The sequence below is a fragment of the Cecembia sp. genome (assembly GCF_007126775.1).
GTDB lineage: Bacteria > Bacteroidota > Bacteroidia > Cytophagales > Cyclobacteriaceae > Cecembia.
Genome location: NZ_SLAP01000110.1, coordinates 1 through 12790, shown reverse-complemented (window position 1 = coordinate 12790; position 12790 = coordinate 1). Strand labels below are relative to the sequence as shown.

The following is a 12790-nucleotide window of genomic DNA, read 5'->3' as shown; positions in this document are numbered from 1 at the left end:
AGTTGGATTAATATTTTTTTTGATTGGCTGTATTTCAGAAAGGACATCCAGTGATTTTTCAAGGTCTTTCTCTTGGGTGTTCCAGTATTCTATCCAAGTAGCTTATATGGGAGAGTTATTTTTATTAGATTATGACCCTAAAGAAGAATTGTACCTAGGAAGGTGGAATGCACAGGAGGAATACGTAGTTTTTGATGAATCTGGACAAATTAAACATACCTTCAAATTAAGCGAAGATGGACCGAATACAATTGGATGGGTCCAAGGGTTGAATTTTTTAGAAGAAAGCATTGCTGTGATGGATCAAAGTAAGGGCTTGCATTATTTTTCCCCAAGTGGGGTTTTTCAAAAAAAACAGGAAATCCCAGCGGGTTATTTTTTTATCAATGGGCTGAACTTCGCTGCTTATCCAGTCTCAGAAGAGTTAGCATATATTCGGCCGGAACGCGGAGAAAGTATTTTGAATTATCCATCAATGATGCAAAATGTGTATGCATCAGATATTTTGGAAGTTTTGAATCCAACAACTGGAGAAACCCGAACGACGATGCCTTTCCCCTCCAATACGGTTTATAGCTCCGGTAATTTTTACAATTGGACTTTTCCTAACATTCTCAAACATGATAATGAGTGGATTTTATGGATGTTGGCCGAACAAAAATATTTTGTCTACAAAGAGGAAGAGGGTGAAATTCTGCTATCAAAAGTAGTAGACCTCAACTTGAAAGATGCGATTCCAATGCCAGGTATTTCCATGAACCAGTACAATGATTGGTATGAGCAATACGGCAATGTTATTTTTGGAAGGATCGAACAAATTTATAGAAGAGATGATGATGTGGTGGTTATCTATACCAAAGGTGTGAGTGAGGAAATTGCCAATCAATACAGTCGTGATAACTGGGAGGAGTGGATGGCTTTTCTGGAAAGTATTCCACGCTATGCTGCCATTTTTGATACCCATCATGAATTGATTCAGAAGGATTTACTTGTGCCACAAGGGATAAGACTGTCATCTGTAGTAAATAATAATGGCTCCATTATTGCCCAAAAAAATCAAGAATATTTTGGTGTTGAAGAAGATGTCCTCACTTTTTATGAGTTAAATCTCAGGGCAGTAAGGGAATAGCCGATAGGCGTTGAAAATCTGATGCATTTTCGGCTTAAGCAAATGCGATGCTTTCTCCTTCTAATCATGAAAAGAATGTAAAATTTAAGATTGCTCTAATTTTCAGACAACCAGAAATCAGGATAGGTTAGATAAACCTGATTGAAAAGTTCTATAATTTCCCTTCTAAATTGGTTAGGAATTAATTTATTATTGAATCTATGAAATGAACGGACCTCCATTTCAGCCAATTTTATGGCATTATCTGTTCTGTACAAGGTATATCTTAAAAACAAGGAATGATCTGTCTCATATCCACGAAAGGTAAAGTCACTATAATAATCGTTTGTAAGTGGGTTCCACCTTTCCACTTTGATATAGCCGTCGTGAAATAGTTCTCTTCTTACAAGCGTAATATCCAACAAATAATAAACACCTAGATTATGATATAGCCTTCTGATGTTTCTATCAAGCGAATAATCCCTTACGCCAGCGGCAATTAATTCCAATTCATGTTCTGCAGAGTCCCAAACTTCTCTAAATCCTAATTCTCTAAGTGTAGAAGGATAAATATCCGCCATTAGATTGAATTCTATTGGATCTTTCATTCTGGGTATCTGAACCAAAATTTTTTCACTGTTGTCTACCCAGGTGAAAGGTTCGACTTCAACTTTAAAAACTTGTATAGGTGCTTGACTGCTCATGCATCCACTTATCAAAAGAATAAATATGAATAAGGAGCACCTCATGACAAAATCTTTTAAAGATATTTACTTCAAAAATTGCCATTTTGTTGCTCTTAATCTACTAAAAAAAAACGAACAGAATTTTGATAAAATTTAAGTTGGGGTCATTTTATATTTATGAAGAAAGAGATATTACAGGATCAATTAAAACACTCCCGAGGTTTTTTGGTAATATTGAGAAAGGAATTTTCTTTTTTTAAATCAAGAGAAATTCTTATTAATTTAATACCAGTATGTCCAATACGTACGATTATATAGTAGCAGGTTCTGGATTGGCCGGATTGAGTCTGTTATACTGTCTTCTGAAGGAGGACACTTTTCAGCGTAAAAATATTTTGGTCATTGACAGTGTCTCAAAAAACCAAAATGACAGAACCTGGTGCTTTTGGGAAAAGGAAGAGGGGCCTTTTGAGTTCTTGGTCTCTCATCAATGGGAAACCTTGCAGTTTTTCTCCCCTCAGGTTTTCAAGGAATTTAGAATGAAAGCATACCGCTACAAAATGATCCAATCCGGGGATTTTTATAGCCATGTGCTGGAATTTATCAAAGGTTTTTCCAATGTCAGTTTTGTACAAGAACAAATTCTAGAGGTGGTGGAAGAAGGGGAAAAACCACTGGTCAAAACAGATAAGGGAAGCTATGCTGCAGATTATGTATTCAACTCTACTTCTTTGTTTCATCCCAAAATGACAGAAGAAAACACTTTGTTGCAACATTTTTTGGGCTGGTACATCAAAACGGAGCAGGCTGTATTCAATCCCCAGGTGGGTACTTTGATGGACTTTACCCTGTCACAGCATCATGGCACTACTTTCATGTACGTTTTACCTACAAGCCCTCATGTGGCATTGGTGGAATACACCCTGTTTACAGAAAGGACTCTGAAGGAAGGGGAATATGAGGAAGCGCTAAGGGGCTACATACAGGAAAAGTTGGGCATAACAGAATACGAAATAACCCATACAGAATTTGGAGTAATTCCCATGTCTTTGGCCAGGTTTCCGGCTCATTTGGGCGATAACAAACGCATTATCAATATTGGGACGGCGGGAGGATATACCAAACCCAGCACCGGTTATACTTTCCAGTTTGTACAGAAGCATGTGGCCCAGATAGTGTCCCAGCTTAAACAAAAGCAAACCCCTGTCGTAGTCCCCTCTTTTAGGGAAAACATGTTTGAATGGTACGACAGGACCTTATTGGATGTCCTGTTGACCAAGAGTATGACAGGGGAACAGATTTTTTCCAGTCTTTTCAGTAAAGTGGAACCTGAACGGATTTTGGCTTTTTTGGCCAATGAAAGTGGTTTTTGGGAGGAATTTAAAATCAGAAACAGTGTGCCACAGTTGCCTTTTGTCTTTTCAGGGATGAAGCAGTTGATGGGACTGGGGAGAAAGTAATGAGAAATGGTGGATGTCGGAAGTTTTGAACCCTTTAGATTAAAGGGGATTAAAATTTCGGGTTTCCCAAATCCGCCTTTCAATTTCCGAAATCCTAAAAATCTCCGTACTCCATATACTTGGCTGTTTTTCGCCTTACAGCTTCACCAAAGTACTTCTCTACTACATACAGGGAAAGGTCAATACCTGCTGCTACGCCAGCGGAAGTCATGAATTTGCCGTTATCCACAAATCGGGCAGAGTGATCGGGAATGGCCGTAGGCTCGAGGGACAAAATGGATTCAAAAACCCCATGGTGGGTGGTAAATTTCTGATGGGCCAAGTGTCCCAACTTAGCCAAAATACGGGCTCCACTGCATACTGTCAGTACATGTTGGGCTTTTTGGGAAATGGCTCCTATCCAAGCCATCAGGTCTTTGTCCTGAATAACGGCTTTACTCCCATCTCCACCTGGAATCAACAATATGTCTACTTGATTCAAGGCTTCAATACTTATGTCAGGCACCACTTTCAATCCATTCTTGGCCCGGATAACCTTTTGCTCTTTGCTCACGGTAATCACTTCAAGAATTTGGTAATCCGAGAGTTGGGAAGTCACTGAAAAAACCTCAAAAGGACCTGCAAAATCGAGCACTTCAACCTCATCGAAGAGTAAAATAGCAACTTTTAATTTAGACATGGTTGAAGTGGCTTATTTGGAGAGTATACCTTTAAGGTTTGCTGGAGAATAAAAAATGGATTTCAGTGTTTTCCTATCTCCAGAGCGGTAAACCAAATACAGCTCCTCAACTTGCTCATAAAAACAATCCACTCCTTGACTTTGATAATGGGAGACAGTAGCCTTGGCTTCCTCTTCCGTTTTACATGCTTTGCTCATATTGGAGCGCTGTACTTCATCGAAAAGGGCTTTGAATTTATTTGCCAAACCAAACTCCAGCACAGCTCCAGCCAGAACATATTGGATATCGCAAAGCGCATCGGCGATTTCTACAATATCTCCATTTTGGATTCCCTCCTCTAATTCCTCAAGTTCTTCAGCGATTAGGGAAACCCTCAACTCGCATCTTTTACTATCGGGAACCTGTGGTTCAGGAAGGATGGGGTGTTGAAAAGTCTTGTGGAATTCAGCCACTGAAGTAAGGCTCTTGGGATCTTGCATGGTGTTGAAATGATATGGTTCAATTTATATTACAAAGAAAAGGTTTTTCAGGAATTCTAAAAGATCTGAGGAGTAAGGTTTGAGTGCAAATTATAGGTGGGAAGCTTAGCTTAATTGAATGGGCTTTAAAAAAGGAACTATATATGGTCAGGGAGATGCTTTTGGCATCGCTGTCATCTTCTAATCATTCCTGCAATTCCTTCCCGGATATAGGAAATTATGGGCAAAAAAAAACGGGGATCACTCCCCGTTTGGATTAACCTTTCATTAAGGTTTCATACCTTTTTTCTACTTCGGACCAATTGACCACATTCCAAAATGCAGAAACATAATCAGGTCGTCTATTCTGGTAATTGAGGTAATATGCATGTTCCCATACATCAATGCCCAATAAAGGAATACCTTGGAAGTCAGAAATGTCCATTAATGGATTATCCTGATTGGGCGTGGAACCAATTTTCAAAAGGTTGTTACTGTCCAATACCAGCCAGCCCCAACCTGAACCAAATCTGGTTTTTGCAGCATTTTCAAATTGCGTTTGGAATTCCTCAAAACTTCCAAAAGCGCCTGTTATGGCTTCCGCCAGGTCACCCCCAGGCTGTCCTCCGCCATTTGGAGACATGGTTTTCCAGAATAATTCGTGGTTGTAATGTCCGCCACCATTATTTCTCATTTTGGTGGAATATTGGGAGATAGTCATCATGACTTCTTCCAATGGTCTGCTGACGTCCACCCCTTCTTCTGCAGCTGCTTCTGCCACGTTTTTAGCATAAGCGGCAGCATGTTTGGTGTAGTGGATTTCCATCGTCATGGCATCAATATGAGGCTCTAGGGCTTCATAGGCATAAGCCAGAGGAGTCTGTTCGAATCCTGTGCTCAAGAGAATTTTAGTTTCGTCCCCGGTTTCACCGGAGTTTCCTCCTCCACAGGCAGTAAGAAAGGCAGAGCCGATTATGCTGCTTCCTATTCCGACAGCGAAGGTTGCTTTTGAACTTTGGCCCAGGAATCGTCTTCTGGAAACATCAAAAGTTGTCTTTTTCATAAGGTTGTAGATTTCCGTTTTTTGTTGGTTGATCCATCACAAGAACCACTAAGATAACCAATTCATGCTGGATATAAAACCGAAATTCAGACAATAAGTCTGAATTCCTGACAAGATGGTTATGTTTGCAAAACGATTAAAACTTGGTTTGGTTTTTGAAATTAACAAAAACGCTTGCTAATCTTTTCAGCCAATATGGAAATATCATTTTATAAATATCAGGGAACCGGCAATGATTTTGTCATGATTGATGACAGGTTGGAGTTATTTCCGGAAAGAAATTTAGCGCTTGTAAAAAGGCTCTCTGATAGAAAATTTGGAATTGGTGCAGACGGTTTGATTCTATTAAGAAACAAAAAAGGCTTTGATTTTGAGATGATTTATTTCAATGCTGACGGCTCACAAAGCATGTGTGGAAATGGTGCGAGATGTGCAGTTGCTTTTGCTGCATTTTTGGGCATCATTGGGAAGGAGACACGATTTCTTGCGATTGACGGTCCCCATGAAGCCAGCTTGGTAGAAGGCTGGGTGGAATTGGGAATGAGCCCTGTTTCCAGTCTTGTCAAAGCCGGACAGGATTTCTTTGTGGATACAGGTTCTCCCCACCATGTAAGGTTTGTGGATGATGTAGAAAGTTATCCTGTATTTGAAGAGGGGGCAGCTATCCGCTATTCAGAAAATTATTCGCCCAAAGGCACCAATGTAAATTTTGTTACACCCATTGCAAGTGATGAGATTCATGTCAGGACCTATGAGCGGGGAGTAGAAAATGAGACGCTTTCCTGTGGAACTGGTGTCACAGCCTGTGCATTGGTATATGGCTACCAAAATGAATTGCATGAAGTGAAAATAAAAACCCTTGGAGGCAACCTGAAGGTGAGATTTTCCGAAAATTCTGCGGGAAGTTTTCAGAACATTCTTCTGATTGGCCCTGCAGAGCAGGTTTTCCAAGGAAAAATTAGGCTAAATCCCTTGGTTGGGATGATTGTTGTTTGAATAATACTGCCTATTGTGGGTCTTATCTTGCAAGGGATTACTAAAATTGACAAAAAGGGCGTAATTTTAAGGCCCATTATTGAATTGAAGATATGTTAGAATTTATCGCCAAAGGACTGGCAAAAGTTTTTGGAACAAAATCAGACAGAGATATAAAGGAGTTGGCACCTAAGGTTCCCCTTATCAATGAGGTTTTTAATAAGCTGAAAAACCTCAGCGATGACGAATTGAGGGCCAAAACCGAAGAAATCAAAGCTGTTCTCGATGCGGATCTGCGATCATTTGATGATAAAATTGCCGAACTTAGAGAACAAATCGAAGCCATGGCACCGGATAAGGTACATGAGAAAGATGCGCTTTTCAATGAAATAGAAAAAACCGAAAAGTCCAGAGATGAGGCTTTGGAGGTTGTTTTGGACAAGGTCCTTGCTGAAGCCTTTGCAGTGGTCAAAGAAACAGCGCGAAGGTTCAAGGAAAATGGAAAGCTGGTGGTAAATGCCACCCTTTGGGACAAGGAGCTAGCATCCCAAAAATCGAATGTAGAAATACAGGGAGAGCAAGCCATATGGCATAACCGTTGGATGGCTGCCGGGAGCGAAGTTGTCTGGGATATGGTCCATTATGACGTGCAGTTGATAGGTGGTATGGTGCTCCATAAGGGAAAGATTGCAGAGATGGCCACAGGTGAGGGTAAAACATTGGTTTCCACACTTCCTGCTTATCTCAACGCGCTTTCAGGAAGGGGTGTACACCTTGTTACTGTCAATGATTACCTTGCAAAAAGAGATTCCGAATGGAATGCCCCACTTTTTGAATTTCATGGACTAAAGGTGGATTGTATTGATAAATATCCGCCCAATTCTGACCAAAGGAGGAAGGCCTATGCTGCTGATATCGTATATGGTACCAATAATGAATTTGGCTTTGACTACCTAAGGGACAATATGGCCAGAGAGGCCAATGATTTGGTACAGGGTAAGCACCATTTTGCCATGATAGATGAGGTAGATTCGGTCCTTATTGACGACGCCAGGACGCCTCTGATCATTTCCGGTCCTGTGCCGAGAGGTGATCAACATGAATTTATGGATATGAAACCAAGGGTGTCTACCTTGGTAGATGAGCAAAGGAAATTGGTGCAGGGGTATTTGACCAATGCCAAAAAACTCATAGCTGAAGGAAATGAAAAAGAAGGAGGCTTGGCACTTTTCAGGGCTTACCGTGGTATGCCCAAATATAAGCCATTGATTAAATACCTTTCTGAGCCTGGTATTAGAGTGGTTCTACAGAAAACAGAAAATTATTACCTGCAGGACAATAAGCGGAATATGCCTGAGGCCGATGAGCCTTTATTGTTTACCATAGAAGAGAAAACCAATGCGGTTGAATTGACAGACAATGGTATTGAGGTAATTACCCAGAAAAATGAAAACCCCACTTTCTTTATTCTACCAGACATCGGTATGGCCATTGCAGAAATGGAGAAGGATCCCGATCTGGATGACAAAGAAAAACTGATCCGGAAGGAAGAAATAATCAAGGACTATGGAATAAAGGCCCAGCGTATTCATACTGTCAACCAACTATTGAAGGCCTACTGTATGTTTGAGAAGGACACCGAGTATATTCTGGTGGACGGGAAGGTCAAGATTGTGGATGAGCAGACCGGTCGAGTAATGGAGGGGAGAAGGTATTCTGATGGCCTGCACCAGGCAATTGAAGCCAAAGAAAATGTCAAAGTGGAAGATGCCACGCAAACCTATGCCACCATCACCTTACAGAATTATTTCAGGATGTATCATAAGTTGGCTGGTATGACCGGCACAGCAGAGACAGAAGCAGGAGAATTCTGGCAGATTTACAAATTGGATGTTGTGGTTATTCCCACCAATAAGCCCATTATCAGGGATGATAGAGAAGACAAAGTTTATAAAACTGTTAGGGAGAAATTCAATTCCGTAGCGGATGAAATTGTAGAATTGACGAATGCCGGAAGACCTGTACTGGTTGGTACCACTTCAGTGGAAATTTCTGAGATACTTAGCAGGATGTTGACAATCAGGAAGATCAAACATCAGGTATTGAATGCCAAGCAGCATGCCAAGGAAGCAGATGTGGTAGCAGAAGCGGGTAAACCTGGAACTGTCACAATTGCAACCAACATGGCCGGTCGTGGTACGGATATCAAATTGACTCCTGAATCAAGGTCGGCTGGTGGTTTGGCTATCATTGGTACAGAGCGACATGAGTCAAGAAGGGTGGACAGGCAGCTAAGAGGACGTTCAGGGCGTCAGGGAGATGTGGGTTCATCCCAGTTTTTTGTTTCCCTGGAAGATAACCTGATGCGTTTGTTTGGTTCAGACAGAATTGCCAAGCTGATGGACAGGATGGGATTGGAAGAGGGTGAAGTGATACAACATTCCATGATTACCAAGTCCATTGAAAGGGCACAAAGGAAAGTCGAAGAAAACAACTTTGGTGTCAGAAAACGCCTTTTGGAATACGATGATGTGATGAATTCCCAAAGAGAGGTAGTTTATAAGAGGAGGAAAAACGCACTGAAAGGAGAGCGTTTGGAGTTGGATATTCTCAATGTGATGTATGATGTCTGTGAGGGCATTATAGAAATGGGTAAATCCACTGAGGACCTCGACAATTTGAGGATGAATATTTATAGTTCCTTGGGAATTGACCATCAATTTAGCAGTGATGATATCAAATCCAAAGATGGACAGGTCCTTACCAGAGAGCTCTTTGATGCGGCTTACAAGAATTACGTTAGTAAAAACGAGCGCATCTTGACCAAAGCTTACCCGATTTTAAAAGATGTATATGTCCAACGTGGAGCTACCGTAAAAGAAATCATGGTCCCGATCACCGATGGCATCAAGCAAATTGGGGTAGTAATTAATTTGGAATCTACTGTCAAAAATGAAGGAAGAGATCTGATCAGAGCAATTGAAAAGAATGTTACGCTGGCTATTATTGATCAAAATTGGAAAGAACACCTGCGGGACATGGACGACTTAAAGCAGTCGGTTCAAAATGCAGTATATGAACAAAAAGACCCTTTATTGATTTATAAGTTTGAAGCTTTTGAGATGTTCAAAAGATTCGTGGGCAGACTCAATGAAGATACCATTTCTTTTCTTGCTAAGGCTGAGTTGCCGACGCAGGACCCAAGTCAGGTAAGGGCAGCGCAAGCACCTAGAAGAGATGAGCAAAATGTAAGAGCATCCAAGGAAGAGGTCGGAAGCTCTCTGAATCCAGGAGCAGGCAGGCAGGCTGCTGCAGCTGTTGCGAACAGGACAGCAGCTCCTCAGGTAGTTGCCCCCAGGAAGTCCGATAAGAGTTATGGAAGAAATGATCGGGTTTCTGTGCAGTATGCAGACGGGAAACTGGTAAAAGACGTAAAATACAAAAGTGTAGAGCAGGATGTAGAAGAGGGTAAGTGTATTATCATTGAACAATAAAAGTATGAAAAGGTCAGTTCTGGGTTATTTTGTACTTATATTCCTTTTAGGCTCCTGTGCAGCCTTAAAAAAAGGAGATAAGGCTACCGATACTTTTGCCAATTACAGGGAAGATCTTGATGGAACGCTGATTACTTTTCCTGATCTATCCGAACAGGCAGCAAAAATAGAAGCGACCCAAGTAGGAGAAGAAGCAGTAACTGTGGATCAGGATTTAGAATTTGCGTTAGATAATTTCAGAGAAAGAAACCGCTCAGAGCGTTACTGGTCCGGTTATACAGTTTTGGTTTATAGTGGTGTGGACAGGGATCTTGCTTTTAAAACCAGAAATGATATTTATACCGATTTTGAAACCTTAAAAGTGGAGATGCAATACCAACAACCGAGGTATTTGGTCAAGGTTGGCAGATTTATCAATCGCATAGAAGCTCAAGCTTTTTATTTTCAACTCAAGGAACAATTCCCTACCGCCAGGATAATCCAGGACAGGTTTCAAAGGGAGGGATATGTCAATCCAGAACCTATTCAGGATGGTGAAAGATAAAATTATTGCATTAGCCAGATCGTATAAAACAGAAATTATAGCCAACAGGAGGCATTTGCATGCCCATCCGGAATTGTCTTTTCAGGAATATAAGACGATGGCTTTTGTGGAGGAAAAGCTAAAAAGTTTTGGTATCACCAATATCGAAAAAAAGGCCAATACTGGATTGGTAGCCCTGATCGAAGGCAAAAACCCCGGCCAGAAAACAGTGGCACTAAGAGGTGATATGGACGCATTACCCATCTTGGAGCAAAATGAAGTTTCTTATAAGTCCACCGAACCAGGCGTGATGCATGCCTGTGGCCATGACGTGCATACGGCATCTCTTTTGGGTGCTGCCAAAATCCTTCATGAAATCAAAGATGGATTTGAAGGCACGATTAAATTGATTTTTCAACCTGGAGAGGAACTCATTCCCGGTGGTGCATCTTTGATGATTAAAGACAAGGCCTTGGAAAATCCCAAGCCCTCCAGCATCATTGGCCAACATGTAATGCCGCTTATACCTGTTGGGAAGGTAGGTTTCAGAAAAGGGATGTATATGGCCAGTGCAGATGAATTGTATATTACCGTCAAAGGTAAAGGAGGACACGGAGCCATGCCTGAAACCTTGGTGGATCCTGTATTGATTGCTTCTCATATGATAGTGGCCTTACAGCAAGTAGTCAGTAGAAATGCTTCCCCAAAAATACCGTCTGTTCTTTCTTTTGGTAGGATAGAGGCTTTGGGAGCAACGAATATCATTCCCAATGAAGTTAAAATTCAGGGAACCTTTAGAACCCTAAATGAGGAATGGCGGGCCAAAGCCCATCAACATATGGTCAAGATCGCCAAAGGAATAGTAGAAGGCATGGGTGGAGAACTTGATTTTGAGGTGAGAAAAGGCTATCCCTTCCTTAAGAATGCCGAAGCTTTGACGGAGAGGGCTCAAGGTGCGGCAATAGATTATTTGGGTTCAGAAAATGTAGTAGACCTGGATATATGGATGGCAGCAGAGGATTTTTCCTACTATACCCAGGAAATTGATGGCTGCTTTTACCGATTGGGAACCCGAAATGAGGCTAAAGGTATTACATCGGGCGTACACACCCCTACCTTTGATATTGACGAAGACGCCTTGGAAATCGGTGCAGGTTTGATGGCCTTTATTGCAGTCAATGAATTAAAATCCAAATGAAATATGCTGGTAAAAGCTGATTAAATATACTTGCGTGAAATAAAGTGGAAATATGCTAAAGCGAAATGATTGGGGATAGCACTTGTTTCAACCCTATTTCTACAATGTTTCAATTTATTTCTACTGTATTTCAAGCTTATATCAATCAAAATATGAAAACAACCAAACAATTAGCGTTAGCCATTCTCTTGGTATTTAGCATCAATACCAGCTCATTTGCCTGGGGAGCCATTGGGCATTATGTCATCGGTAAACTTGCAGAATGGCAGATGAAGCCCCAGACCATAGAAAGGGTAGAGGCCATTTTACAGCAACAAAGTATATCGGGAGTGGGCGTATGGATGGACAATATCCGATCCGATAAAAATTACGACTATACCTATACTTGGCATTGGGTCACCACAGCAGATGGAGAATATGATCCAAGTATTCAGGAACCTACAGGAGATGCTTATGCTGCGTTTTTGCAAATCAAAGAAAATCTAAAAAAGGGTGGTTTGAACCCAGAGGAAGAAAGAGACCAATTGCGTATGCTAATCCATATTGTTGGGGATTTGCATCAGCCTTTTCATGTGGGAAAACCGGGAGATCGGGGCGGTAATGATGTCAAAGTAAGCTACTTCAATAAGGAAACCAATATCCATGCCGTTTGGGATTCTGATATGATTGAAGGCAAAAAGATGAGCTATACAGAAATAGCCACAGAACTTCAAAAAAGAGTCAATCCAGAGCTAATTCAGAAGTATACTTCTAAAACGCCGGCAGATTGGCTAAGAGAAGCTGCCGCTATAAGGCCTGACATGTATGATATTCCTGAAAATGGCCGATTAGGTTATGAATACATTTACAAACACTATCACCATGTTGAGGAAAGACTGACCGCTGCAGGCATCCGTCTCGCTCAAGTATTGGAAGAAATCTATGGCTAATCAAAAGAGCTGATTTTCTAAAAACATGTTTATACCGACACAGCCCTGTGTCGGTTTTTTTATTCCTACTACTTCTTCAATCATAGGAAATTTTATAAAATAAAGTAGAGGTTCTTAAATTAATGAAACCAAATAATTATATTAATGGTATATGGCCCAATATGCGCTTATTACTGGTGCAGGTAAGGGTTTAGGAAAAGCCTTTGCCATTGAACT

The 12790-nt window shown here is 41.0% G+C and carries 11 protein-coding genes; 7 read left to right on the top strand and 4 right to left on the bottom strand.

Annotated elements, in window-relative coordinates:
* A partial coding sequence (locus QZT73_RS07520; protein WP_291787485.1) for a hypothetical protein occupies positions 1-1129 on the top strand: 1129 nt, incomplete at its 5' end.
* 95 nt (positions 1130-1224) lie between these two features.
* On the opposite strand, the gene QZT73_RS07515 is transcribed toward QZT73_RS07520, so the two are convergent.
* Positions 1225-1812: a hypothetical protein gene (locus QZT73_RS07515; protein WP_291787483.1), complete on the bottom strand. Its 588-nt coding sequence runs from the start codon at positions 1810-1812 to the stop codon at positions 1225-1227.
* Between the two features lie 275 nt (positions 1813-2087).
* On the opposite strand from QZT73_RS07515, the gene QZT73_RS07510 reads away from it, so the two are divergent.
* Positions 2088-3254, top strand: coding sequence for a lycopene cyclase family protein (locus tag QZT73_RS07510; RefSeq protein ID WP_291787482.1), 1167 nt, complete (start codon positions 2088-2090; stop codon positions 3252-3254).
* A 94-nt stretch (positions 3255-3348) separates the two neighbouring features.
* On the opposite strand, the gene QZT73_RS07505 is transcribed toward QZT73_RS07510, so the two are convergent.
* From QZT73_RS07505 to QZT73_RS07495, 3 genes are all read right to left on the bottom strand, one after another.
* A complete protein-coding gene (locus QZT73_RS07505) occupies positions 3349-3933 on the bottom strand; it encodes a DJ-1/PfpI family protein (protein WP_291787478.1) in 585 nt (194 codons plus the stop codon).
* Positions 3934-3945: 12 nt separating this feature from the next.
* Complete coding sequence (locus tag QZT73_RS07500) at positions 3946-4413, bottom strand: nucleoside triphosphate pyrophosphohydrolase family protein (protein ID WP_291780124.1); 468 nt, start codon at positions 4411-4413, stop codon at positions 3946-3948.
* A 256-nt stretch (positions 4414-4669) separates the two neighbouring features.
* The gene (locus tag QZT73_RS07495; RefSeq protein ID WP_291780121.1) at positions 4670-5455 is read right to left on the bottom strand and encodes a superoxide dismutase; all 786 of its coding nucleotides are present in this window, start codon (positions 5453-5455) and stop codon (positions 4670-4672) included.
* Positions 5456-5650: 195 nt separating this feature from the next.
* Between QZT73_RS07495 and dapF the strand changes: the two genes are divergently transcribed.
* The 5 genes from dapF (at position 5651) to QZT73_RS07470 (ending at position 12574) form a co-directional block, all read left to right on the top strand.
* Entirely contained in the window at positions 5651-6451 is an 801-nt protein-coding gene (gene dapF, locus QZT73_RS07490; RefSeq protein WP_291780118.1) for a diaminopimelate epimerase, read from the top strand.
* 92 nt (positions 6452-6543) lie between these two features.
* Positions 6544-9924 carry a preprotein translocase subunit SecA gene (secA, locus tag QZT73_RS07485; RefSeq protein WP_291780115.1) on the top strand — a complete coding sequence of 1127 codons (3381 nt, stop codon included), beginning with the start codon at positions 6544-6546 and terminating at the stop codon, positions 9922-9924.
* Between the two features lie 4 nt (positions 9925-9928).
* A complete protein-coding gene (locus QZT73_RS07480) occupies positions 9929-10468 on the top strand; it encodes a hypothetical protein (protein ID WP_291780113.1) in 540 nt (179 codons plus the stop codon).
* Entirely contained in the window at positions 10455-11645 is a 1191-nt protein-coding gene (locus tag QZT73_RS07475) for a M20 family metallopeptidase (RefSeq protein WP_291787486.1), read from the top strand. The genes QZT73_RS07480 and QZT73_RS07475 overlap by 14 nt, the downstream gene beginning before the upstream one ends.
* A gap of 152 nt (positions 11646-11797) precedes the next feature.
* Positions 11798-12574 carry a S1/P1 nuclease gene (locus tag QZT73_RS07470; protein ID WP_291780106.1) on the top strand — a complete coding sequence of 259 codons (777 nt, stop codon included), beginning with the start codon at positions 11798-11800 and terminating at the stop codon, positions 12572-12574.
* Positions 12575-12790: the final 216 nt, after the last annotated feature.